This window comes from Chitinophaga pollutisoli (genome assembly GCF_038396755.1).
Taxonomy (GTDB): Bacteria; Bacteroidota; Bacteroidia; order Chitinophagales; family Chitinophagaceae; genus Chitinophaga; species Chitinophaga pollutisoli.
The window spans coordinates 2050980-2075955 of record NZ_CP149822.1 but is presented as its reverse complement, the minus strand read 5'-3'; the positions used below and the strand labels follow the sequence as shown (position 1 = coordinate 2075955).

At 55.2% G+C, this 24976-nt stretch carries 16 protein-coding genes; 13 read left to right on the top strand and 3 right to left on the bottom strand.

Features of this window, described 5'->3' with window-relative positions; translation table 11 throughout:
- Positions 1 to 122 precede the first annotated feature (122 nt).
- From WJU16_RS08460 to WJU16_RS08430, 7 genes are all read left to right on the top strand, one after another.
- Positions 123 to 503 (top strand): STAS/SEC14 domain-containing protein, encoded by a 381-nt coding sequence (locus tag WJU16_RS08460; protein WP_341837885.1) that lies wholly within the window; start codon positions 123 to 125, stop codon positions 501 to 503.
- Between the two features lie 200 nt (positions 504 to 703).
- On the top strand, positions 704 to 1615 hold the full coding sequence (locus WJU16_RS08455; RefSeq protein WP_341837884.1) for an OmpA family protein: 912 nt from the start codon (positions 704 to 706) through the stop codon (positions 1613 to 1615).
- A gap of 188 nt (positions 1616 to 1803) precedes the next feature.
- Complete coding sequence (locus WJU16_RS08450; protein WP_341837883.1) at positions 1804 to 2421, top strand: sigma-70 family RNA polymerase sigma factor; 618 nt, start codon at positions 1804 to 1806, stop codon at positions 2419 to 2421.
- 68 nt (positions 2422 to 2489) lie between these two features.
- A complete protein-coding gene (locus WJU16_RS08445; protein ID WP_341837882.1) occupies positions 2490 to 3590 on the top strand; it encodes a FecR domain-containing protein in 1101 nt (366 codons plus the stop codon).
- A 224-nt stretch (positions 3591 to 3814) separates the two neighbouring features.
- Positions 3815 to 7270, top strand: coding sequence for a SusC/RagA family TonB-linked outer membrane protein (locus tag WJU16_RS08440; RefSeq protein ID WP_341837881.1), 3456 nt, complete (start codon positions 3815 to 3817; stop codon positions 7268 to 7270).
- Between the two features lie 32 nt (positions 7271 to 7302).
- Positions 7303 to 8835 (top strand): RagB/SusD family nutrient uptake outer membrane protein, encoded by a 1533-nt coding sequence (locus tag WJU16_RS08435; protein WP_341837880.1) that lies wholly within the window; start codon positions 7303 to 7305, stop codon positions 8833 to 8835.
- 42 nt (positions 8836 to 8877) lie between these two features.
- Positions 8878 to 10386, top strand: coding sequence for a redoxin family protein (locus WJU16_RS08430; RefSeq protein ID WP_341837879.1), 1509 nt, complete (start codon positions 8878 to 8880; stop codon positions 10384 to 10386).
- Between the two features lie 99 nt (positions 10387 to 10485).
- Here WJU16_RS08430 and yiaA read toward each other — a convergent pair whose 3' ends face one another.
- Positions 10486 to 10908, bottom strand: coding sequence for an inner membrane protein YiaA (gene yiaA, locus WJU16_RS08425; RefSeq protein ID WP_341837878.1), 423 nt, complete (start codon positions 10906 to 10908; stop codon positions 10486 to 10488).
- Between the two features lie 84 nt (positions 10909 to 10992).
- A complete protein-coding gene (locus WJU16_RS08420) occupies positions 10993 to 11556 on the bottom strand; it encodes a Crp/Fnr family transcriptional regulator (RefSeq protein ID WP_341837877.1) in 564 nt (187 codons plus the stop codon).
- 422 nt (positions 11557 to 11978) lie between these two features.
- On the opposite strand from WJU16_RS08420, the gene WJU16_RS08415 reads away from it, so the two are divergent.
- The 5 genes from WJU16_RS08415 to WJU16_RS08395 are packed head-to-tail and all read left to right on the top strand — an operon-like array spanning position 11979 to position 19708.
- Positions 11979 to 15356, top strand: a complete 3378-nt coding sequence (locus WJU16_RS08415; RefSeq protein WP_341837876.1) for a SusC/RagA family TonB-linked outer membrane protein — start codon at positions 11979 to 11981, stop codon at positions 15354 to 15356.
- Between the two features lie 11 nt (positions 15357 to 15367).
- Positions 15368 to 16825 (top strand): RagB/SusD family nutrient uptake outer membrane protein, encoded by a 1458-nt coding sequence (locus WJU16_RS08410; protein WP_341837875.1) that lies wholly within the window; start codon positions 15368 to 15370, stop codon positions 16823 to 16825.
- A gap of 43 nt (positions 16826 to 16868) precedes the next feature.
- Complete coding sequence (locus WJU16_RS08405) at positions 16869 to 17756, top strand: putative zinc-binding metallopeptidase (protein WP_341837874.1); 888 nt, start codon at positions 16869 to 16871, stop codon at positions 17754 to 17756.
- An 11-nt stretch (positions 17757 to 17767) separates the two neighbouring features.
- Complete coding sequence (locus tag WJU16_RS08400) at positions 17768 to 19075, top strand: DUF4302 domain-containing protein (protein ID WP_341837873.1); 1308 nt, start codon at positions 17768 to 17770, stop codon at positions 19073 to 19075.
- A gap of 45 nt (positions 19076 to 19120) precedes the next feature.
- A complete protein-coding gene (locus WJU16_RS08395) occupies positions 19121 to 19708 on the top strand; it encodes a hypothetical protein (protein WP_341837872.1) in 588 nt (195 codons plus the stop codon).
- A 68-nt stretch (positions 19709 to 19776) separates the two neighbouring features.
- Here the strand turns inward: WJU16_RS08395 and WJU16_RS08390 are convergent, their stop codons facing one another.
- The gene (locus tag WJU16_RS08390; protein WP_341837871.1) at positions 19777 to 21615 is read right to left on the bottom strand and encodes a UbiD family decarboxylase; all 1839 of its coding nucleotides are present in this window, start codon (positions 21613 to 21615) and stop codon (positions 19777 to 19779) included.
- A 168-nt stretch (positions 21616 to 21783) separates the two neighbouring features.
- Between WJU16_RS08390 and WJU16_RS08385 the strand changes: the two genes are divergently transcribed.
- Positions 21784 to 24513 carry a family 78 glycoside hydrolase catalytic domain gene (locus tag WJU16_RS08385; RefSeq protein ID WP_341837870.1) on the top strand — a complete coding sequence of 910 codons (2730 nt, stop codon included), beginning with the start codon at positions 21784 to 21786 and terminating at the stop codon, positions 24511 to 24513.
- Positions 24514 to 24976: the final 463 nt, after the last annotated feature.

Genomic DNA, 24976 nt, shown 5'->3' with positions numbered 1-24976 from the left:
CGCGACAAAATACGCATTTTTTAATGGGAGCGGAAACCGTCCATCCAACAAAGCCCCGGCAGCAGCAGCTCCCGCCGGAAGCGCAGGCACGAAAATGGAAGCAGGTTCATTAAATAAATATCATGGTACAACTGTTGGAAGATTTCCCCGCGCATGTAGCCGCTTACGCCGCCTCCGGGGCTGTCAGCAAAGAAGAATACCGCGACGTGGTCATGCGCCGGGTGGATGAGGTGGCGGAAAAATTCGGCCACATCAATTTCCTGGTAAAGCTGGAGACGGACATGGGGAATTACAGCATCGGAGCGTTTCTGGAGTACCTCAAAGTGAGCTTCGAACATTTCTTCAAATGGGAGCGGATGGCCATCGTGTCGGACGAGCGCTGGGTCCGCATCGCTTACCGTACCCTCAGCCCGCTGGTCCATGGCGAAATCAGGGCTTACCCGCTCTCGGGGTTCGATATGGCGAAAGCCTGGGTGAGCGGCCAGCCGGATACGAACGGCTGACAACTATTGCTACGCCATACATCTTCTATTTGCGGTGAAATCAGCCCGCGCATCCATCCATCCATTCCGGAATTTCAACGTTTCTGTAAACACATTAAGCAGCATGAACATTTCTTGTTGATTGATTGTTAATGAAGTAAGTCGAATGAGCAGTAATGGTACAACCTTTGTAACACTATGAGTCTTAATCCTTTTGTGATATGAAAATAATAGCAATATCAACCGCATTTTTCGCGGTGGCCATCCTGGGGACAGGATGCGTGAGCAACAAGAAATTCGCAGCGCTGCAAGGTAATTATGGTGAGTTGCAGAACGATTACAAAGCCCTTACCGATAAGTACAACGATTGCCAGCGCGAGATGTCGGGATCTTCCACCCGCGTGCGCAGCCTCGAAGAACAGATCGCTTCGCAACGGGCGGGACTCCGTTCGTTACAGGAAGCGCTGGACAAATGCCTGAACTCTTCCAGCCAGGGTAATGTGAATATTTCCAAACTGGTAGACGAGATCAACGCTTCCAACCGCTACATCCAGCAACTGGTGAATTCCAAGAACAAGAGCGACTCCCTCAACATGGTGCTCACCAACAACCTGACCCGCTCCCTGAGCCGCGAGGAAATGCGCGATGTGGACGTGCAGGTGCTGAAAGGCGTGGTGTATATCTCATTGTCGGACAACATGCTGTATAAATCCGGCAGCTACGAAATTTCCCCCGCCGCAGGCGAAACCCTTAGCAAAATCGCCAAGATCATTAAAGATTACCGCGATTACGACGTGCTGATCGAGGGTAATACGGATAATGTGCCGATCAACAAACCGAATATCCGCAACAACTGGGATCTCAGTACCCTGCGCGCCTCTTCGGTGGTGCAATCGCTGCAGAACAATTATGGTGTGGACCCGAAACGCCTCACTGCCGGTGGCCGCGGCGAATACAACCCGATCGCGTCGAACGATACGCCTGAAGGTAAAACGCGCAACCGCCGCACCCAGATCATCATCACACCGAAACTCGACCAGTTCATGGAGCTGATCGACAAGGCGCCGGATAGCGCGGAACCCGCTCCCGGAGCGCAACCTGCACAACCTGCCCAACCGCAGACACAAGGTTAGCCTTTTTTATAAGTAAGGATGGAAGCCCGCGCCCCGTGCGCGGGCTTTTTCGTTTCCGGCCGGGAGCCATTTAATAAGGAGTCAGAACCACCGGATACCGGGCGGGTTGTAAATTTCGGCGGAATGCCTTAACTTGGATGCCTTCAGTAACGTGATTCATCCGCCCCTTTATCAACCAACTAACGAGCATGAACGGGAATTTGCACACGCAGGATTATTGGTGCCAGCTCCGGGACGGAAATACGGATGCATTATCTGCTTTGTACCAGTTGCATTATACAGGCCTTATCAATTATGGCGTTAAGCTCACGGGCGACCGCGACCTGGCCAATGACTGCTTTACCGCGGTATTGCTCGATCTCTGGGAGAGGCGGCATACGCTGCCGGAGGTGTCCAACGTCCGTGCGTACCTCATCACCTGTCTGCACCGGCGCATGCTGCGCGAAATCGCCTCGGGCAAGAAGCGCCTGGAACACCACCAGGAAGCCCCCTCGGCCCAGAAGCTCCAGTGGTCGCATGAAGATTACCTCGCCGCCATCGAAGGGAACGACGCGTTCACCCAGGTATTCGCGAAAGCTTTCCGCCGCCTTACCCAGCGGCAGCAACAACTCCTGCGTATGAAATTCTTCGAAGACCTCGATTACGACCATATCGCCCTCACCTGCGGCATCACCAAAAGAACAGCCTATAATATTATACACGACGCCCTCAAACAACTGAAACTCGAACTGAAAGGGCACGTGCAATCTTCAGGCCTTCCCATCGAAACCCTGATCTCCGCCGCTTTGCTGCTGATTTTGCATTAAACGGGAAAAAATTAACAATTTCATAGTAAATCCGCTTTCCTGCCTGCTCTATACTGTAAAGCGAGGAGATGAACTATTGGCGGCATAAGGCGGAAGACCTGGTGATGGATGAATCCTTCCAGCAGTATTGCATGGGAACCAACCCGGCCGCAATAAGGTTTTGGGAGCAGTGGCAGGCGGCCCACCCCGAGAAACGGGACCTCGTGCAAACGGCCAAAGTGATGTATCTCTGCCTCAACGGCGGCCTCGATGCAGACGTCTTCGCGGCCCACCACCGCAAGTTCACCGAAGCCCTGTTTGCCCGGGGGATCAGGCCTGGCATGCAGGAAAGGAAAATTCAGGCCGTAAAGCAGAACGGATGGAAGTGGTATGCGCTGGCCGTAGCCGCCACATTGACCGGCCTCGTGTTAACGATGATCTGGATGCGCAAAGACGTACCCGCAACGGAAAGCAATATGCCCGTGTATGCCAGCAAAGCCGGCGAACGGAAATCTTTCCAACTGCCAGACGGGTCGAAAGTAGTCCTCAACGCAGCCAGTACCTTACGCCTCGAGCCCGGGTTTCACAACGGCAAACGCGAACTGACACTGGAAGGAGAAGCATTTTTCGATATCGCTCAGGACGTTTCCGCCCCCTTCGTCATTCATACCGAAGACATGGACATCACCGTGCTGGGCACGGCTTTCAACGTAAAAGCATATAAAGACGACCAAACGGTTGAAACTGCATTGATCCGCGGCCGCGTACGGGTCGACATGCCCGCAGGACAACAGATCTATCTGCAACCAAAAGAAAAACTGGTGATCGCCAGGCAAACTGAATCATCAGATATTCAACCATTACAACCGCAACGGGCAGACATGAGAAAAGCCCCTGGCGGATATGCTATCGACTCTCTCACACACATTCCACAAGACAGCGCCATTGTTGAATTATCATGGGTCGACAACCGGCTGATTTTCGCCGATGAGTCTTTCGGGGACATCGCCCGGAAGCTGGAACGATGGTACGGCGTACAAATCCGTTTCGAAACGGAAACGCTGCGCGGGTATCATTTTACAGGGCATTTCAACAAAGAAACCCTCCACCGGGTACTGGAAGTGATGCAGCTTTCCAGGCCATTCGGATTCCGGTTCGAAAACGACCATACCGTGGTTTTACATCAGTAGATGAGAGAAAGAGCGGTGACGCGCTCCGGACACATCACATGTGACATAAAAAAGGGAGAATGGTGACGCATTCCCCCTTGGTTCAAGCTGGGAGACAGGGTTCTGTTGACACGGTAACCTGTTTCCTGTTTATTCACTTTAAACCTGTACGAAAGTATGCAAAAAAACCAACTTCCAGGCTGGGGAAAGGGGAGCCGTGGGCTCCTGTCAAATTGATTATGTTTATGAAACTAACCATTCTACTTACCGTGGTGGCATGCATCCACGTAAGTGCGAACACCTATTCGCAAGACACCCGGGTTACGTTGAAGCTGAACGATGTTTCCGTCCAGCAACTGTTCAATTCCATTGAAAAGAAAACGACATACCGTTTCGTTTTCTCCAATGATATCATTCCCCGCAATTTCCGGGTGAGCATCGAAGTACAGAATACCGCCGTGTCGGAAGTGCTGAGCCACGCGCTCGGGCGCTCCAACCTCGATTTTAAAATGCTGGAGAACGATATGATTGTAGTCGCCGATAAAAGCGCCATCCGCCAGATGGTGCGCGTCGAAGGCCGGGTGACCGATGCCGCCGGTGAGCCGCTGGAAGGTGTGAGCATCTCCGTGAAAGGTGCCAGCGGCGGCACTTTTAGCGGCGCCAAAGGACAGTTTGCACTCAATGTTCCCGATGCCAACGCTGAACTGGTTTTTAGCTACGTGGGCCTTGAAACCCAGATCGTCGCGCTTCATGGCCGCAAGTCGGTGGATGTAGTAATGAAAGGCGCCCGCCAGCTCAGCACCGTTACCGTCGTGAATACAGGCTTCCAGCAACTGAACAAGGAAAGAGCGACCGGCTCGTTCGGTTATATCGATAAGGAACAACTGGGCCGCCCGTCCACCAATATCGGCAGCCGCATCATCGGCACCACCGCAGGCGTGCAGGCAAAAATGGACGTAGACGGCAATCCCACTTTCGAAATCCGCGGCAAATCGAGCCTCTACGCCACCGCAGCCCCGCTGGTGGTTGTGGATGGTTTCCCCATCAATGGCGACTTCGCCACCATCAACCCCAACGACGTGGAAAGCGTGACCATTCTCAAAGACGCCGCCGCCGCTTCCATCTGGGGTGCGCGCTCCGCCAACGGCGTGATCGTAGTGGTAACAAAGAAAGGCCAGCGCAACACCCCCCTGCGCATCGACTTCTCCGCCTTCACCCGGATGGCCGGCAAACTGGACCTCGATTATATCAACCCGTTGGCCACCTCCGCCGAAACCGTGGATTACGAGCAACGCGCCTTCAACAAATGGAGCGCCATGACCAATCCCGGCTCCGTGCAAGACGCGGACCTGGCCTGGTCTTCGGCCACCGTGGCACTCAACGAGCATTATCTCGGCTACATTTCCGAAACGGAAAGGGATGCCATTCTGGCGCAGCTCTCGCGCCAGAACAACAAGCAACAAATCCGCGACCTGCTGCTCGACAACCCCATCACCCAGCAGTACAACCTCAGCCTGTCGGGCTCCACCGGCCGGATGACCAACATGGTTTCGCTGCTGTTCGAAAACAACCAGTCTAATTTTAAAAATACCGGTTACCAGAAGTACCTCCTCAACTTCCGCTCCGTCGCCAATATCACCAAATGGCTCGACCTCAGTATCGGCGGTATGGTGCATTACAACAAGCAAGACAGCAGCGGCCTGAAGCTGGCGGATATCCAGGATATTTCTCCTTACGAAATGCTGCAGAACCCCGACGGGTCGCTCACCAACCTGCAACAATATTACATGCCGATCCTCGACCGGCACATCCCTACCGGGCGCTTCCCGTATGCCGATTGGAGCTACAATCCCGTGCGCGAGATCAACAACCGGAAACTGACCCGCACGCATCTGAACGCGCGCTTTATGGGCGGGCTCACGCTCAAGCTCATGAAAGGCCTTACGCTGGACAGTAAGTTCCAGTACGAGATTTTCAATAATAACGTCCGCAATTATTACAACGATCAAACGTTCTATGTACGGCAGACAGTGAACCAGGGCGCTTCCTGGAACCAAACCACCGGCGCCGTTTCTCCCAATATTCCGAAAGGGAGCATACTGGGACAACAACGCTACCGCACCCAGGCATACAACTGGCGGAACTCCGTGAACTACAACAACACCTTCCACCGCGATCATGAAGTGAATGTCATCGCAGGTGTGGAGATCGCCAATGCGGTGACGGAATTCTTCGCCAACCCGCTGACTTATGGTTACAATGATGAAACGCTGACTTCAGGCATACTTCCCAATGGTCCGGGCGGTACATTCAAAACGATCCAGAACTGGCAGGGCAACAACTTCACGATTCCCTACGGGAACGGGTTCGCCTACAACACCAACCGTTATTTCTCTTCTTTCGCCAACCTGGCTTATACTTACCTGGGCAAGTACACCGTATCCGGCAGTTTCCGGACCGATGCCTCTAATATCATCGCTGACGATCCGAAATACCGCTATTCGCCGTTCTGGTCGGCTGGTTTGGGATGGGCCATGCACCGGGAGCGCTTCCTGCAGCATAACAATACCATCAACCGCCTGAACCTCCGCGCTACATATGGCTACAACGGCAACGAAGACCGCACGACCTCGTTTAAGCCGCTGATCGCGCTGGGCTCCGTTTCGAATGTGTATACCGGTGATAATACCGCCACGATCTCCAGCTTCGGCAACCCTTCGCTGCGTTGGGAGAAAACGGCGACCTGGAACATCGGCCTGGATTACGGCCTGTTTGATAATAAATTATTCGGTAAGATCGATTTGTATAATAAATATGGAAAGGACCAGATCGCGCAGGTGACCATCCCCGCCATCAACGGTACCACCACCCAGAAGCTGAACAACGCTGAGATCAGCAACCGCGGCGTCGAACTGGAAATCGGTACTTCGCAGCGCATCGCCAGGCGCATCAGCTGGCAGGGCAACCTGAATTTCGCATATAACAAAAACCGCATCGAGAAGCTGTTCATCGCCAACTACGCGGCGTATTCGCTGGCGAACGGCGGCACCGCGGCGTACGTGCAGGGCGCCAATGCCGACGCGCTCTGGCGTTACCGCTATGCCGGCGTGCACGACGGGCAGCCGATGGTGTACGGGGATAAAGGAACGTTATACAACTTCTTCACCTTCACCCCTGGCGACGGCCGCAATTACATGCAGAACGCAGGTACCACTGTGGCGCCCTATACCCTGGGCTTCATGAACACTCTCCGCGTGTATGATTTCGACTTGTCGTTCATCGTAACAGGCAAGTTCGGTCATGTGTTCGAGCGGCTTGGCTTCAATTACCCGGCCGTATGGTCTACCCGTGTGTTGCCGAACGAGAAGATTTCGGAAGTGTTGAACGGCGATATGCAACAGATCATCCCGCTGCCGCAGAATGATGTGGAAGACCGTTACTATTTCTGGGACCGCTTCTTCCCCTACATGAATTATCTCGTTGAAAAGGCCGGACATATCCGGATGCAGGAAGTGAACCTGACGTATAACCTCGACAAGGCGAAACTGGCGAAAATCGGTTTCCAGCACGTACAGGTGTTTGCACAGGGAAATAACCTCTTCACCATTTACGGCAACAACGCGAAGGAAGATCCGGAATTCCGGAAAGGTTTCCTCCGCCCGCAACCTACCGTGACGCTCGGTATCAAGTGCAGTCTCTAACCCGGTTTTTTCGATTCAAAAAAACAGAACACATGACGATCCAATTCAGACATATATTCCGCACCGCCTTCATCTGCGGCGCGCTGGGCTTCGCCTCCTGCGATAAATTTTTAGAAGAACGCCCGAGCAAGACTTCCGCGCTGGAAGTGAAAACCGCCGACCAGCTGGAAGCCCTGCTCAACGCGCATGCCAGCTTCTACAGCGAAAGCAACCGTTACGCGATTTACAGTACAGACGATTACGGCCTGAAAGCCGAGATGTACAAGGCCGCCCGTACGCCGTTCAACCTCACCGGCATCCAGTGCGCGTTGTGGGACACCCGGTACCTGCCCGACGATACCCGCGACGGCTTCTGGACCAACGAATACAAGAAAATCTTCACTGCTAACATGGTATTGAGCCTGGTGGAATCCGTATCCGGCACTGCGGAGCAAAAAGCCTCCCTTACCGCCGATGCGCATTTCATCCGCGCGTACAGTTATTTTCAGCTGGCGAATACTTATGCACTCCCTTACACGGACGCCAGCAAAAATGAACCAGGTGTGCCTATCAAGCTGTCGACCAGCTTCGACGAGCCCATGGCCCGCGCGCCCCTTGAAAAAGTATACCAGCAAATTGAATCCGACCTGTCGGAAGCACTTAAGACGACTGTTCCCCTCGTGCAAAACGGCCGCGCCCGCCACTGGCGCGCCAGTACTACCGGCGTGAAAGGCTTCGCCGCCCGCTATTACCTCACCCGCGGCAATTACGCCGAAGCCCTGAAATACGCCCAGGCGGCCCTCGATGAGTACGGCACCCTGGTGGATTACAATACCGAAATGCGCTATGGCAGAACGCAGAGCCTGGTCGTGAACCCCGGTACACCGGAAGTGAAAACCGTAGTGCTGCAATACCCCTACACGCACGATAACCAGATCGACCAGACGGATATGCTGGGCTGGAAAGAGTTTCTCTATTTCCGCATGCTATCGCACGACAGCTGGTGGTACCTGCCGAGCGAGGCGCTCCTCAGCCTGTACGACAAAGACCATGATCTCCGCTACCGCTATCATATGGTGGAAGGGTATTCGTACGATCGCTCGATGATCAATCCCGGTTATGATTACCCGGGGTATGTTTTCTTTTTTAAGGATCGCATGCCTTCGGGGCCTACCGTAGCCGAGATGCTCCTCACGAAAGCGGAAGCCCTGGCCCGGTCCGGCAAGCCCGCCGATGCCATGGCCGCGCTCAACCAGCTGCGTGCCAAGCGCATGGAGCCGGGAAGCTGGGTGAACCTTAGCGCCACCTCGAACGACGACGCCATCGCCAAAGTATTGCAGGAACGCCGCCGCGAAATGCCATTCGTACACCGCTGGATGGATATCCGCCGGTTTAACAGCAACGACTATCCGAACGACGATGTATCGCTGAGCCGTTCGTTCTTCCCGTACAACTCGGCCGCCGTGCAAACGAATGAAGCGGAGAAAACGTACACGCTGCCTAAAGACTCCCGCCGCTTTGCCACGCCGATCCCGCAAACGGAGATCATCGCCAGCAACGGTCAAATCCAACAAAACAAGTATTAATCCAGTTTCACCCGTTATACAAAACGTCAAAATCAACCCGACATGAAAAAATTGATTTGTCTGCTTGCCGCCGGCATGCTGACCCTGGGCGCTTATGCCCAGGAAGGACAGCGCAAGGAGCCGAAAGCCACGCCTAAAGAAATCAAGTCGCTGCGGAAGGCTGTGAAGAAGGATTTCAACAACACGAAGGCGCATGAAGATTACATTTATGCGGCTGGCGCGGAAAGCAAAAAAGTGCAGGCGCAATATGATAAATGGATCAGGAAGAACCCCCGCTCCGTGGCGATTCCTTTCGCTTTCGCTTCGGCGCTGTACGATAAAGAGTTGCCCGCCGCAAAGCCTTACCTGGAGCAGGTGGTGAAGCTTGATCCCCAAAACGGCGAAGCCTACCAGATGTTGTGGATCGATGCCGAAAGATGGGGTGACTTCGCCGCTGGGCGCGAATATCTCCGCAAGGCCACCGAGGCCGATCCGTCCAACCCTAATTACGCCTTTTACTACGCCAGCTCTTTTTCAGAAGCGGATTCCACCAAACACCACCATATGATGCTGGAAGTACCGAAGCGCTTCCCAGGCACGGAAAGGGGCGCGCAGGCGCTGTACTGGCTGGCGCAACGTTCGCAGAACCCGAAGGTGAAAACTGATGTGTGGGAAATGGCCCGCAAACAATTCGATCCGGGTAAAAATGGCTGGGCGATGAGCGCCATGAACAATTACTACGGCTACCTGCTCGCCAACGATGCGCCGAAAGCGCAGGAGCTCGCTGCGGAAATGTTACGGAACGATTCGCTCCGCTCCAGCCAGCAATGGTTGCAGAACAAAGCGGTGGCCGATGCGATCGTGGGCGGCCGCGCCTTGGCGGCGGAGGGAAAATATGCCGAAGCGATGCAACAACTGGCTGCCGCGCCCAGGATGCGGTACGGTCCAACCATATATTTGCTGTTGAAAGAGAAAGCGATCACCAGCCACGCGATGGGCAACACGGCCGCGGCTTACGACAGCCTGCTCCGTTATTACGCAGTGGAGCCCACGGAAGAAGTGTACGGCTTCATGACCCAATACGGCGGAAAGCTGGGGAAGAACGATGCGGCCATCCAGGCGGATGTCTGGAATGTCCGCAAAGCGGCATCCAAACCCGCGACGGCGTTCTCTCTCGATAACTATATGACTGCAGGCAAAACTTCCCTGGAAAGCCTGAAAGGGAAAGTAGTGCTGGTAACGTACTGGTTCCCCGGGTGCGGCCCCTGCCGCGGCGAGTTCCCGCACTTCGAAGCAGTGGTACGGAAATACGGAAAGGACCAGCTGGCATACGTGGGTATCAATATCGCCCACGAACAAGATCCTTACGTGGTACCTTTCATGAACCAGAGCGGATATTCATTTATACCCGTGCGCGACGAGCCCGAAAAGCGCGGCAACCTCATCGCCCGCGGCGCACCTACCAATTACCTGATCGACAAAGAAGGGAATATCGTTTTCTCCAACTTCCGGACCGACGGGCACAACCAGCGGACCCTGGAACTGATGATCAACGAATTACTGGATAAATAATAAGCGGCATGACAACAGAAAGCCCCCCGGTCCCGGGGGGCTTTCGCTATTCACAGAAGTACCTGGTAATGGGGAATGTTAAATGGATGACAGGCCGGGCTATTGTTTGGCGTCTTCTTCCCGGCGGAAAACCTTCGCGTCGCGGGTGTTCTTTTGTACGGCGATAGCGCCGAACAAAGCCAGCACGAAAGACATGGCGTAGAACCCCTTCTCGCTGCGCGTTAGTTCGGCATTCCACAAGCCGACCGTGAGCAGCACCACGGCGAGGATTGTACTGAACCACGACAGTCCATAATAAATCGCGGTAACAGGGATGCCCTCCATCTGGTCGCGCACCGATTTCTGCACGGAAACGGCGGCGAAGAGGCCGAACATGAGCACGGTGAAGTAGTATCCTTTCTCGTTGAGCTGCATGGGGGCGTTCCATAAGCCGATGTTGAACGCAACGGCGCCGGCAAGCAGGGCGATCCAGGAAGCGGCGACGAAGGCGGCGGAGGGTTGTTGTTGTTTGACAGTTTCCATAAAGGTGTTGCATTTAATACTGCCAAGATATATCCGCCCTTCCGTCCAACTTTTGACATCCGTCAAAAAACGCCGGGGGAAATGTTAAAGGCGGCCGCGAACCCTGCTGAGGGTTTCCTGCGAAATCCCCAGGTAAGACGCCACATACCCCAGCGGGGCGCGTTCCAGGATGTAGGGGGCCTGTTCCAGCAGCTGTTCGTACCGTTCCGCCGCCGATTTAAACTGCGCGTTGACGTACCGCTCTTCCAGCCGCAGGTAATATTTCTCATACGCGATCCGCACCAACCGCTCCAGTTCATGATGCGCGTCCAGCAACCGGAGAAGTTCTTCCCGGGAAACCGACCAGAGGACCGCACCTTCCATCAGCTGGATGTTTTCCATCGCGGGCTGGCCGGTGGTGAAGCTATGGAAGGAAGTGACGAAATCCTGCTCGAAGCCGAACCAGTGCGTGATCTCCTTCCCGTCCAAATGATAATACCCGCGCAGGCAGCCTTTTTCCACGAAGTACAGCCGCCGGCAAACCTGTCCTTGTACGATGAGCAGCTCGTTTTTGGCGTGCACGGATTCCGTGAGGCAATCTTCCAGCGCCTGCCGCGCGGCGGGGCTGATGGGATGGTAACGGGCGAGATGCGCGAGGAGTTGTTGCATATATAAAGATGACAAAAATAACGGCTATACGGAGGAAGTCAAATTTTGGCGCTAACTTGCGCCCCTATTCTAATCCCCTATGACATTTTTCCCGTATCCAGTGCCGCGCCGGCTGGCGCAGCTATTCCATGAAGCCCCGCCCGGCAGCCCGACGGCCCGACGGCAGCGCCTGTCCCATTCGTTGATACCGGAAGTTGTATAAGGAATATAGCTAACTTGTCATGTCGCTCATCCCGGACAACAAAAATGCCGCGCAATTTCAACATTCCTGCCAATTATTGTGTAACTTATGGAACAGTACCGTCAATGATTGTCTGTTACACTCATTGTGTCGAAGCACCCCGCGCAGTATAAAGGTTTGAGCTACTGACATATCAACCAGAACCAGATCGTAACTATAAAAATCATGTACACCCATGCATATGATGGATACCTATATGGTGGTCCGGGATTGGCTCAAAAAGTCCCCGGCAGTCCTCCTATTACCGCTATTAGCCGCTACACCACAACCTGCTGAAGCCGCCCCGCCTGCATCCTTTTACCAGGATTCCATCCCCACAGCCCGGGGGCGCGTCATCGATGCGGAAGAAAACATTCCCTTGCCCGGCGTCACCGTCGAAAACCTCGTAAGCCGGAGGGGCGCCATGACGGATGCCGACGGTTACTTCGCCCTCGCCGCCCGCAGTGGCGACAGCCTCCGCTTTACCTACCTGGGTAAAAAATCCTCCGTGCACATCTACCGCGGGCAAATGCTCAACGTCCGGCTCCAACAGCTGGAAGGACAGTTGTCGGAAGTGGTGGTGACCGGTTTCCAGGACCTGGAAAAACGGAAATTCTCCGGCGCAGCCGTCACCCTGAAAGCCGACGACGTTAAAATCGACGGTCTGAGCGACATCACCCGCAGCCTCGAAGGGCGCGCGGCCGGGGTTACCATCCAGAACGTTTCCAGCACCTTCGGGTCGGCGCCCAAAATCAGGGTGCGCGGCGCCACGTCCATCAACGGCGACAACAAACCGTTATGGGTAGTAGACGGAGTAGTGCTGGAAGATATGGTGAATATCTCCAACGACCAGCTCTCTTCCGGCGACCCCACCACCTTGCTGGGGTCCGCGGTGGCAGGGCTCAACCCCAACGACATCGAAAGCTACGCCATCCTGAAAGACGCCGCCGCCACCGCACTCTACGGCGCCCGCGCCATGAACGGGGTCGTGGTCATCACCACCAAAAAAGGTAAAATCGGCAAACCCGTCGTGAATTATACCGGCAACTTCAGCACCCAGCTGGTGCCCTCCTACGGAGAATACAGCATCATGAACTCAGGGGAACAGATGTCTGTACTCGCGGAACTGGAACGGAAAGGCTACCTGAACGTTTCCACCCTTAATAACGCTAACTGGGGCGTGTACGGGAAAATGTACCAGGGCCTCCAGGCAGATGCCAACGGCAACTACCAGATACCCAATACCCGGGAAGGCCGCGAGAATTTTCTCAAAAGGTACGCCGCCGCCAATACCGATTGGTACGACCTGCTGTTTAAGAATAACTTCATGCAGGAGCATTCCCTCAGCCTTTCGTTCGGTACCGACAAATCGCAGTCGTACTTCTCCACCAGCTATTACGGAGACAATGGCTGGACCATCGCCGACCGCGTCAACCGTTACACCCTGAACTTCCGGAACAACTACCAGTTGTCGGACCGCGTTACCGTGGGTTTCTCCACACTGGCCTCCGTGCGCCAGCAGCGGGCGCCGGGGTCGCTGAAGCGGAACCCCAACCCGGTGGAGGGCAAAATGGACCGCGACTTCGACATCAACCCGTTCAACTTCGCCCTCAACTCCAGCCGTACCCTCACGGCATATGACGTGAACGGCGACCGCGAATACTTCCAGCGCAACTACGCACCATTTAACATCCTCACTGAACTGGAAAATAACTACCTCGATATCAACGTGGCTGATATCCGGCTGCAGGGAGATCTCTCTATCAAGCTCACCAACGACCTGAAGCTCGATTTCGTGGGTGCACTCCGCTACGTGAAATCCTCCATGGAGCACCAGATCAAGGAAGGCGCCAATATGGCCAACGCCTACCGCGCCGCGGGCAATTCCATTATCCGGCAGAACAATAAATTCCTCTACCGCGACCCCGACGATCCCGAGGCGGAGCCTGTTGTTGTGCTGCCTTACGGCGGTTTCTACAACCGTACCGAAGACCAGATGGTGAACTACGATATCCGTCCCAGCCTCAATTACAACAAAACCATCAACAATACACATTCGCTGAACCTCCTGGCCGGTATGCAGGTGAAATCCACCGACCGCCAAAACGCCAATAACACCGGGTTCGGCTATCAATACGGCAACGGCGGCGTACCCTTCGTTGATTACCGCATCGTGAAGCAAACCCTGGAAGCGAATTTCCCGTATTATGGAATGAGCCGCGATTACGACCGCTTCGTGGCATTTTATGGATCGGCCGGTTATTCGTACCAGCAGAAATATAACCTGACGGCCACCGGCCGCTACGACGGCTCCAACCGCCTGGGCAGTTCCGCCCGCGCCCGCTGGCTCCCCACCTGGAGCATCGCCGGCTCCTGGAACGCCGACGCAGAGCCATTCATGCAGGACCTCACCTGGATCGATTACCTGACGGTACGCGGATCCTACGGCCTCACGGCCAGCATGGGCCCGGCCACGAACTCGACCATCGTGCTCCGGAATATCAATACCAACCGTCCTTTCCTCAACGAAATGGAATCGGTGATCGTACTGGCGGAACTGGAAAACGAAGACCTGACCTGGGAAAAAGCCTACACCAGCAACATAGGCCTCGACTTCGGCCTTTTCCAGAAAAAACTGAACGTGAGTGTAGACGCCTATATGCGCCAAAGCTTCGACCTGATCAGCGTGGTACGCACCTCCGGCGTAGGCGGGCAGTCGCTCAAAGCGGCGAACTACGCCGACATGGACGCCCAGGGTATCGAAGTGCTGGTAGGCGGGCAGGTGGTCAAGCAGCAGGACTGGGGATGGAAAACGAACCTGACCTTCGGCTACAACACCACCAAGATCACGCGCCTGCGCAACCGGCCGAGCATTTACAACCTGGTGGTGGCGGAAGGCGGCGCACAGCAGGGGTACCCCGCGCGGGGGCTCTTCGCCATTCCATTTACCGGCCTCGATCCGCGGACGGGCAAGCCGCTGTTCCAAAACGAAAAAGGAGAAGTGTCGGGATCCGTTTACCTGCAGGACTACAACGTCGGGTTCCTGAAGTATATGGGACCGGTGGACCCCACCATCGCAGGCGGCTTCTCCAACACTTTTAATTACAAATCGCTTTCGCTGAACGTTTTCGTGACCTACCAGGCAGGCAATATGATCCGGCTCTACCCGGCCTTCCACGTCGATTACTCCGACCTGGACGCATCGCCGAAAGAATTCCAGGACCGCTGGGTAATGCCGGGAGACGAGCAGTACACCCGGGTCCCCCCGATTTATGGTGCATATGAAAAGAGCGGGCTGAGCGGGGAATATCCTTACAATAACTACAATTATTCCACCGAAAGGGTGGCCAAGGGTGATATGATCCGGTTGAAGACAGTATCGCTTTCTTACTTGCTGGAACCTGCCTTGCTCAAGCGCATCGGCCTTAAAACCGCCAGCGTAACAGCCGCGGCGATCAATCCCTGGCTGATTTACGCCGATCCGAAGCTGAGAGGCCAGGATCCGGAGTTCTTCAATACCGGCGGCGTGGCCCAGCCCGTGCAGAAACAATTTACGCTCTCCCTGAAAGTAGGCATCTAAAAGTAACAACCATGCAACAGCATTTGAAAATATTAGCGATGATCACCCTGCTGACTACGGCGGGATGTAAGAAATTCCTGGAGCAGCCGCCGGACAACAGGGCGCAGCTGACCTCACCGGAGCAGGTGTCGCGCCTCCTGGCTACGGCTTACCCGGGCGCCAGCTATGTGCAATTCGCCGAACTGGCTTCCGACAACGTAACGGACCGGGGACAGGGAGAACAGGGGAATGAGGTGGTGGACCCATATACCTTTACGGACGTCCGCAGCGAAGAGCAGGATTCCCCGGAATACTACTGGAACGCGTGCTATTCCGCCATCGCCGCAGCCAACCAGGCCCTGGAGGCTTGTGAAAAAGCCGCCAATCCCGGCGCATACTACGCGCAGAAAGGCGAAGCGCTCCTCTGCCGCGCCTATGCGCATTTCATGCTGGTGACCTTCTTCGCCGAAACCTACGATCCCGCCACGGCATCTTCCAAACCAGGCGTGCCTTACGTGACCGAACCGGAAAAAGAAGTGGTGAAACAATATGACCGCAGCACCGTGGCGCATGTTTATGAAATGATCGAAAAGGACCTGCTGGCCGGCTTGCCGCTGATCGACGAAAAATCCTATACCGTTCCCCGTTACCATTTCAATAAAGCCGCCGCCAATGCATTTGCCACGAGGTTTTATCTTTTCAAGCGCGATTATACCAAAGTACTGCAATACGCCGGACAGGTATTCATCGACGGGAATGTGGTGGATAAGCTAAGACCCTGGAACAGCCGCTACCTCAGCTACACCGGTCAGGAAATGCGGGTGAACTACGCCAAATCCACCGAAGCGGCCAACCTGCTGCTCTGCGAAACCGCTTCCTGGTGGATGCGCATCCAGATCAGCGGACGGTACGGGCTGGACCGGAACCTTTTCCAGGAGATCTTTAACTGGAACGTAGTAGGCGCCAACTGGGCGATGTCGAACCAGACTTACATTGGCTCGCCTTCCACCACCGCGGTGTATATCCCGAAAGTATATGAGTACTTCGTGCGTACCAGCGTGAATGCGGAGATCGGTACAGGATACGCCATGGTGCCGCTGTTCACGACCGAAGAAGTATTGTTCAACCGCGCGGAGGCTTACGCTTATCTCAACAACACGACCGCCGCCGTGGCCGATCTGAATACTTTCGCGAGCGTGCGCTTCGATCCATATAATGCGACGACGCACCGGATCACCATGCCCAGAATCAGGAATTATTACGGCACCAACAACGACCGCGACGGCCTGCTGCTCACCATCCTGGACTTCAAGCGCGTGGAATTCATGCACGAAGGGATGCGCTGGTTCGATATCCTGCGTTACCGCATACCAGTGGTGCATTTCAAACAGGACGGCAGCATGTATACTTTAACCGCCAACGATCCCCGCAGGTTGTTCCAGATACCGCAGTCGGCAGGGGAATCAGGCGTTCCGCAAAATCCCCGTTAACCAAAACGCTTAAACCCGAACAGATATGCATATGAAGCATTTAATGATACCACTTCTGATCTTCGCGTTGTTTGCCGGTTGCCGGAAAGACGACGATCCCGGCAACGTGGACGAAATCCCCGGCCTGGGCGGAGACGTATGGGTGGAAGGCCCCGTCGACAAGTGGATAGAGGACAGCCTCACCACTACCTACAACATGACCGTGAAATACAAATGGGAGCAGGGCGAGCTGGATCCTACCAAAGCGCTGGTGCCCCCGCACGAAGACAAGATCATTCCCGTGCTGAGCACCATCCGCCGCGGCTGGATCAAACCGTTCGAGGAGGAAGTCGGGAATTTGTTCGTGAAACGCTACACGCCCAAGTACTTCGTACTCGTAGGCAGCTCGCAATATAATATGGACGGCACCATCACACTCGGAACCGCCGAAGGCGGGCGTACCATCGAGCTGTATACCCTGAACGATTTCCGGGTGAACTGGATGCCGGGCTACGTACCCTCCGATTCGCCGAACGTAAAGATGATGTTCCACACCATCCAGCACGAATTCGCGCATATCATGAACCAGACGGTTGCTTACTCGCCGGATTTCAAACGGATCTCCGTAGGCAAATACACCGGCAACTGGGTAAATTTCACGGATCAGGAAGCCAACCGCAGAGGATTTCCCACGGCATACGCCATGTCGTCGTCCGACGAAGATTTCGTGGAGATGGTCGCCACGATGCTCATGGAAGGGCGCGCCGGTTTCGACCGGATCGTGAACAACATCACTGAAGACGGGGCCGACGGTACCCCTGCCGCCACGGCGCGCGCCGTGCTCAGGCAGAAGGAGGCGATGGTGGTGGAATACTACCGCAACAGCTGGGGCATCAATTTCTATAACCTCCAAACCCGGACGCGCGCTGCCCTGGTAGCATTGATCAAATAAAAAGAAGCAACATGAAGAGCATCCTCTCATATATCATACTGGCCGCCGTACTGCTCGCATCCTGCAGTAAGGAAGATGATCCCGTATTCTCCGAAACGGCAGACCAGCGTATCAACCGGGTGCTGGCGGAATACGAAGCCGCGCTGACCAGCTCGCCAAACGGCTGGAACGCGGAGATGACCACGAAAAACGAAGTGACCTACCGATTTCATTTCAGTTTCGACAAATCCAACCGGGTAAAGATGTTTTCCGATTTCGACGGCACAACGGCGGCCGTGCGCAAGGAAAGCAGCTACCGGCTGAAAGCATTGCAACAGCCCGCGCTCCTGTTCGATACCTATTCCTACATCCACATCCTGACTGACCCGGCGGATTCCATTTCCGGAGGACCGGTTGGCGTGGGGCTGAACGCGGATTTCGAATTTTCGCTGGATTCATTGTCGGCCGACCTGATCAAGCTAACCGGCCGCCAGCAGGGTTCGAAGATGATTCTCCGTAAAGCCAGCGCACAGGACGCAGACGCCTGGCAAACCGGCAAATGGGCCGGCGGCAGCGTATTGGCGGGCATCAACAAGCGGATCCTCAATTATTGGAAGCGGCTCACAGTCGGGACGCGCCAGTACGAAATCGTTATCGATCCCAGTTTTCATACTTTGGAGTTTACCTGGCGCAACGCTGCCGGAACCCCGCAAAGGCATACGACCAGCTTTAATTACTCGGCGGAAGGCATGATACTCACCGAACCTTTGCAGGATGGCGCCAATACGATTACTTCACTGTCCGCAGCGACCTGGAACAACGGAACTGCCGCTTTCACCCTTACCGTAAATAATAACACGGCCGGCAGGATCGCGGGCGCCATTGCCCCGATCGTCAACGACGCCAATGCGCCGGAGCGTTGGTGGAACGAGGGGCTGCAGGATTACTGGAGAACGGTAGGAGGGTTCACGGTAAACGGCGTTTGGAATGCATATAAACTGGCAAACCTGAAGGATTATTATTACCTGGCTTTCCTGGAACAATGGGAAGAAGTCGATGGTGTAGAAGTCGATATATTCGGGTTTGTTTTTCTGGGCGGAAACGGACTGGAATTGCGCTATGGGCTCGCCACTTACCCACCGGTATTTACCGGAGGCCGGATCGTTTTTCCGCAGTATGGAGTTTTGGGGACGATACCGCCTGAGGCAGAAGATGCATTCTATAATACCGCCATAACACTGATCAATCCCAACGGGTTCTACCTCGTTCAAACAGGGCAGAACCGTTACGACATGGTGAGCGCATCGGACGCAAAATCCTGGATTACGTGGCAGCGATAAACAACCAAGTATTCTCAACTATTTTATAACCTAAATCTGAGTTTTATGAAAACGAACATGCCCCGGTTTTTATACTTCCTGATGGCTTTTGCCTTATTGGTTGCCGCTTGCGGAAAAGACGGCGATGCCGGTCCCGCAGGCCCCGCAGGTCCCGCTGGCCCGCAAGGTCCCGGAGGCGCCGCTGGCCCCGCAGGTGAGCCCGGTACTGCCAATGTTATCTATTCGGATTGGCTGGATGTTGAGTTTGTACCGATTAAAGACGAAGAAACCGGTGATACGCTTGCATTTTCAGCCGTTATCGATGCGGCGAAGCTAACGTCGGAAGTGCTGAATCAGGGAGAAATAAAAGTGTACTGGAACTTTGGATCCACTGCGGAACCACTGGTCTTCCCGCTACCATTATATGAATTCTATCTGCCAACGCCCACCGTCGTGAATGTAAGCGTGTCTTACCGGGTAGGAGCCATCGATATGATTTCAAATTATGATTTGACGTCGGCTGTAGATGAGGGTGTCAAATACGGCCAATTCCGTTATATCCTCATCCCCGGTGGAACGGCAGCCCGAAAAGCTTCAGGTGTGGATTGGAGCAACTACAAATCCGTACAAAAATATCTCAACCTGAAAGATTAGTCCCTTTACAGGTTTAGAAAAAAGGCTGATGCGCTCGTTGTGCATCAGCCTTTTTTTGTGAGAAGAAGTTATATGATCCCGTGCAGCACGCCTCCTTTCTTTCCCATCTCATCTACTTTCGCTTCCACTTTTGCGTCTTTAATGAGCGGCGGCGCGTGATGGGGTTTAATGCGCGCGTCAATAATGAACGGCCCGGTGCAGCCCCAATGCTTGTTTTTAATGAAACTCCCGATTCCGTGGATGTCGTGGGAAGGATTGCTCCGCGTAAACGTTACCCATACGAAGTTGTTGATGTTCTCCGCCGCAAAGCCCGCATCGTCGCACAATACGATCATCGGCAGTCCGCTGAGGTCCGCGTTTTTTAAGTGCCCGTCGAGGATGGCGATTTGATCCGCTGTTTCGGATTCGTTGGCGTATGGGGGCGCTTCCACGGCCAGTACGCCGGGCAATGCCATTTTGTACTGCGTGAAAGGACGGGGCAGGCTGAAGCCTGCGGGCAGTTCTTTCCACAGCTCCCGGCGCTTGTCGCCCGCCGCGGCGATGGCTACCTTGCTGCCGGCGTTGAGATCGCTGCCGGTATAATCGAGGGTATCGATGGTAGTGTTGGTATGAAAATGGAAATCCCGAGCCGGATCGATGCGCTCCAGCATATGCATGAGGAAATGCGCGATGTCGTGCGTATGCAGCGAGGGATCGTCTTCCTGCGCGCAAATGAACAGGTATTTGGCCAGGCTCAATTGGTTGCTGCCCAGGATGTGGTTGGCAATGGTGAGGATTTCCTGGGGCTTGCGCTCCTTCAGGTACGGCGTGTACCGCTCGCTGCCGATGGCGAACAGCAACGGGTGTACACCCGCGGCGTCCACCGCGTGGATCTCCCGCACACCGGGTATTTCTTTCGGAATGGCGTTCCCCGTGATCTCGTGGATCAGCGCGCCGAAGCTCGTGTCTTCCTGCGGCGGCCTGCCCACCACGGTGAACGACCACACGGGGTTTTTCTTGTGATACACCCGGCTCACTTTCATCAGCGGGAAAGGATGCGTGAGGCTGTAATAACCCAGGTGGTCGCCGAAAGGCCCTTCAGGCTTGTTTTCGTGGGGCATCACCGTGCCGGTGATCACGAAATCGGCGTCGGCGGAGATGCAATATCCTTCATCGTCGTAGAAATACCGGAAGCGCCGGTTTCCCAGCGCGCCGGCGAAAGTCATTTCCGACAATCCTTCCGGCAACGGCATCACGGCAGACAGCGGATGGGAGGGAGGCCCGCCCACGAAAATGCTCACCTTCAACGGCTGCCCTTTCGCATTGGCTTTCGTTTGGTGGATCCCGATGCCGCGGTGCAGCTGGTAGTGCAGCCCGATCTCTTCATTTTGTACATAATCATTGCCGCCCAGCTGGATGCGGTACATCCCCAGGTTGGCATTCATGATGCCCGGTTTGTCCGGGTCTTCGGTGTACACCTGGGGCATCGTCACGAAAGGACCGCCATCCATCGGCCAGTTTACGATCTGCGGCAACTCCGCGATCGTAGTGCGGCCGAAATTGACGGGCGCGCCTTTGCCGGTTTTCATCGGCAGGGCCGATAAAGCCGTGGCGGCTACATTCAGATATTTAAACGGATGCTTGATGGCTTTGACGGGATCGCCCTTGATGTCGACGAGCGTTTTGATTTTCTCCAGCGTGTCGCGGAACATGAACTTCGACCGGTCGAGCGTACCGAACAAATTGGACACCGCCGGAAACTTGCTGCCTTTGATATTTTCAAACAGCAGCGCGGGCCCCTGGTGCGCATACACCCGCAGGTGGATGGCGGCCATTTCCAGCCAGGGATCCACTTCCTGTTTGATGCGAATCAAATGCCCGTTCTTTTCCAGATCGGTGATGCAGTCGTGCAAGCTCTTGTAACCCATGATTATTTCCGGTAATGTTGAATCCTGTCAAAATTAAACAAGTTTCGGCAGAAGTGGTGGCGGCGGGTAAACTGTCCTGCCCCTGCGGCAGGATGGGTTATTGTCCCGTTTTTTATAATTTCCCGCAAACCACCGCTGTCAATGGCGGAAATGGTAAACTGATACATCATGCAACCAAAATGGATGTTACTGGCGCTGGTGCTTTGCTGCAACGCATTGTCGGCGCAAACGCCCGCCCTTTCGCCTGTAAGGCTGAGCTGTGAATACAGGCAAAACCCCCTCGGCATCGATGCCCCCGCGCCCCGGCTGAGCTGGACGCTCGGCGGCGCCGGCCGCGATCTGGTGCAAACGGCCTACGAAGTGACCGTGAGCACCACCCGCAACGGAAATGGCGACGCGTGGAAATCGGGAAAGATCACTTCCGGCGAAAATATTCACATCGCCTACGCCGGCGCCCCGCTGCAATCTTTCACGCGATACTGGTGGCGGGTAAGGGTGTACGGGAAAGACGGTAAAGCCTCCGCCTGGAGCGTGCCCGCCTGGTTCGAAACCGGCGCGCTGTTGCCCGGCGAATGGACCGGCCAATGGATCGGCGACGGCAGCACCCCCGTTTTAAAAGAAGAAGATCATTACGGCGATGATCCCATGCCGCTGTTGCGCAAACCTTTCCAGGCAAACGGAGTGGTTGCGTCAGCCCGGTTGTATATCTCCGGCGCCGGGTATTATGAAGCATATATCAACGGAAAGAAAGTAGGCGACCAGGTGCTGGATCCCGGGTGGACGAGCTACGGCAAACGGGTGCTATACGCGGTTCATGACATCACATCCCTGCTAAAAAACGGCCGGAACGCCGCTGGCATCATGCTGGGCAACGGCTGGTACAACCCGCTGCCGCTGCGCATGTGGGGATCCCGCAACTGGCGCGATTTCCTGGTTACGGGGCGCCCTTGCGCAAATGCCATGATCCGTATCACCTATACAAATGGCAAAACGGAAACCATCGCTACGGATGACAGCTGGCAGGCCGCGCCGGGCCCGGTTGTCCGCAATAGCGTTTACCTCGGTGAACATTACGATGCGCGCCGCGAAATAGCCAACTGGGCGGCGGATCAGCCTTCCGGAAACTGGAAGGCCGCGGTAGTGGTGAAAGGGCCGCAAGGGAAGATGGAAACGCAACAGCAGCCGCCGATCCGTATCACCCAAACCATCCGTCCGCGGAGCGTGAAAGAAGTTAAACCGGGCACTTACCTGGTGGATATGGGACAGAACTTCGCCGGCACCGTGCGCATCCGCGTTCAGGGTAAGGCAGGCAACCAGGTAGTATTGCGGTATGGGGAAGATACGCTCAAAAACGGGGAGATCAATGTGATGACGGCGGTAGCCGGCCAGATCAAAGGCGGGAACGGCGGCCCCGGGGCGCCGCGCATCGCCTGGCAGGAAGACCGCTACACGCTGAAAGGAAACGGCCGGGAAACATGGAGCCCGCGTTTTACCTTCCACGGATTCCGGTACGTGGAAATCACCGGTTGGCCCGGCAAACCGGGCGTTGCGGATATCGACGGGCTGCGCCTGAGCGCGGATCTGCCGGCCGCGGGCAGCTTCACCAGCTCCAATACCATGCTTAACCGACTGGATGAAGTCATCCGCTGGACTTTTCTCAGCAACGTATTCAGCGTGCAATCCGATTGCCCCGCCCGCGAAAAATTGGCTTATGCCGGGGATATCCTTTGCAGCGCGGGGGCATTCATGCATCGCTTCGAGATGCCGAATTTCTATACCAAAACCATCCGCGACCACGAAGACGCGCAGCGCCCGCAGGGCGGCATTACGGAAACAGCGCCGTTCGTAGGGATTGCAGATGCCGGTCCGGGCGACGGTTCCGGCCCGATGGGATGGCAGGCCGGTTATCCGTTCCTGATCAAGAGAATGTATGCGTTTTACGGGGATAAACGGATCGTGGAGGAAAGCTATGCTTCGATGCAACGGCTCACCGATTTTCTGCACGCAAAGGCAAAAAACAACCTGTTCGAAGCGGAAGACCTCGGCGACCACGAAGCGCTCGGCGACCGGGAAATTCCCTTGTCGGCATCCCTTTTCTATTACCTGACCGTGCGGACCATGGCGGAATTCGCCACAATCGTGGATAAGCCCGCCGACGCCGCCAAATACGCCTCGATCCGGGACAACATCCGCCAGGCGGTGAAAAACAAATTCTATCAGCCGGCAAACGGGCAATTCCGTAACGGTACGCAAACCGCCCAGGCCATGGGGCTTTGGATGGACATCCTGGACGAAGCCGAAGCGGAAAAAGCGCTCCATGCCCTGGAGGCCGCCATCGACAAGAAGAACGGGCATATCGCCACTGGCATTTTCGGCACCAAGATGATGTTCGACGTGCTGCGCGAACACGACCGGAACGAAGTGGCGTACCGGGTAGCGGATCAGCGCAGTTTCCCGGGATGGGGGTATATGATCGATAATGGCGCTACCACGCTGTGGGAAACCTGGGCGTATTCGGATAATACATTTTCGCAGAACCATCCGATGTTCGGATCGGTCGGGGAGTGGTTTTACCGTTCGCTGCTGGGTATCAATGCCGGCGCGCCGGGTTACCGCAAGATCATCATCAAGCCGCAACCCGCCGGGGATCTCACTTTCGCGAAAGGACATATCCAGAGCATGTACGGCGCCATCGGCAGCGACTGGCGCATCGGCAATGGGGTTTTTACACTGAAAACCAGCATCCCCGCCAATACAACGGCGGAAGTGATGATCCCGGTGAAGCTGGGAACGGTGGTGAAAGAAAGCGGGAAGTTATTGCAGCCGCAACGGACCGAAAACGGCTATGCCGTGTTTGCCACCGGTTCAGGAAATTATGTGTTTACGGTTTCGAAGTAAATGAGAAGCACACATGCCCGGGTGGATTTTGCGATCCGTCCGGGCATTTTTTATGGCTGTTTCCGAAAAACCTGCTGACATCCTCCTGACATCCTTCAATCATCCTTCAAGCTGCTCCAACGCTGGCTTAGGTTTGAGGGCGTTTGATTGAAGGATGACTGAAGGATCATTGAAGGATTATTGAATTTTGAAGCCGCCCATCCTGCTGACATCCTACTGACATCCTTCGCTCATCCTTCGAACGTGTTCGCTCGTGGTGCGGGTTTGAGGGTGTTTGAGCGAAGGATGAACGAAGGATGAGCGAAGGATGAGCGGAGAAACGTCCTTTCACCCCAGCTTTTTCCGTCGGTCACCCCAAGACGTCATCCTTTCACCCCATTTTTTGCCGGCGCGTCGATGCAAATCCTACTTTTACGCTGTCGGGTTGCCCGGTTAGTGCGAAAACAAACAGGGGCCGCCTGGT

Bases quoted from the DNA above. Each gene is read 5' to 3' on its own strand.
- WJU16_RS08390 (WP_341837871.1), bottom strand. From the start codon at position 21,615: ATGGGTTACAAGAGCTTGCACGACTGCATCACCGATCTGGAAAAGAAC.
- WJU16_RS08410 (WP_341837875.1), top strand. From the start codon at position 15,368: ATGCAACAGCATTTGAAAATATTAGCGATGATCACCCTGCTGACTACG.
- yiaA (WP_341837878.1), bottom strand. From the start codon at position 10,908: ATGGAAACTGTCAAACAACAACAACCCTCCGCCGCCTTCGTCGCCGCT.
- WJU16_RS08400 (WP_341837873.1), top strand. From the start codon at position 17,768: ATGAAGAGCATCCTCTCATATATCATACTGGCCGCCGTACTGCTCGCA.
- WJU16_RS08420 (WP_341837877.1), bottom strand. From the start codon at position 11,556: ATGCAACAACTCCTCGCGCATCTCGCCCGTTACCATCCCATCAGCCCC.
- WJU16_RS08430 (WP_341837879.1), top strand. From the start codon at position 8,878: ATGAAAAAATTGATTTGTCTGCTTGCCGCCGGCATGCTGACCCTGGGC.
- WJU16_RS08405 (WP_341837874.1), top strand. From the start codon at position 16,869: ATGATACCACTTCTGATCTTCGCGTTGTTTGCCGGTTGCCGGAAAGAC.
- WJU16_RS08440 (WP_341837881.1), top strand. From the start codon at position 3,815: ATGAAACTAACCATTCTACTTACCGTGGTGGCATGCATCCACGTAAGT.
- WJU16_RS08395 (WP_341837872.1), top strand. From the start codon at position 19,121: ATGAAAACGAACATGCCCCGGTTTTTATACTTCCTGATGGCTTTTGCC.
- WJU16_RS08455 (WP_341837884.1), top strand. From the start codon at position 704: ATGAAAATAATAGCAATATCAACCGCATTTTTCGCGGTGGCCATCCTG.
- WJU16_RS08415 (WP_341837876.1), top strand. From the start codon at position 11,979: ATGATGGATACCTATATGGTGGTCCGGGATTGGCTCAAAAAGTCCCCG.
- WJU16_RS08450 (WP_341837883.1), top strand. From the start codon at position 1,804: ATGAACGGGAATTTGCACACGCAGGATTATTGGTGCCAGCTCCGGGAC.
- WJU16_RS08445 (WP_341837882.1), top strand. From the start codon at position 2,490: ATGAACTATTGGCGGCATAAGGCGGAAGACCTGGTGATGGATGAATCC.
- WJU16_RS08385 (WP_341837870.1), top strand. From the start codon at position 21,784: ATGCAACCAAAATGGATGTTACTGGCGCTGGTGCTTTGCTGCAACGCA.
- WJU16_RS08435 (WP_341837880.1), top strand. From the start codon at position 7,303: ATGACGATCCAATTCAGACATATATTCCGCACCGCCTTCATCTGCGGC.
- WJU16_RS08460 (WP_341837885.1), top strand. From the start codon at position 123: ATGGTACAACTGTTGGAAGATTTCCCCGCGCATGTAGCCGCTTACGCC.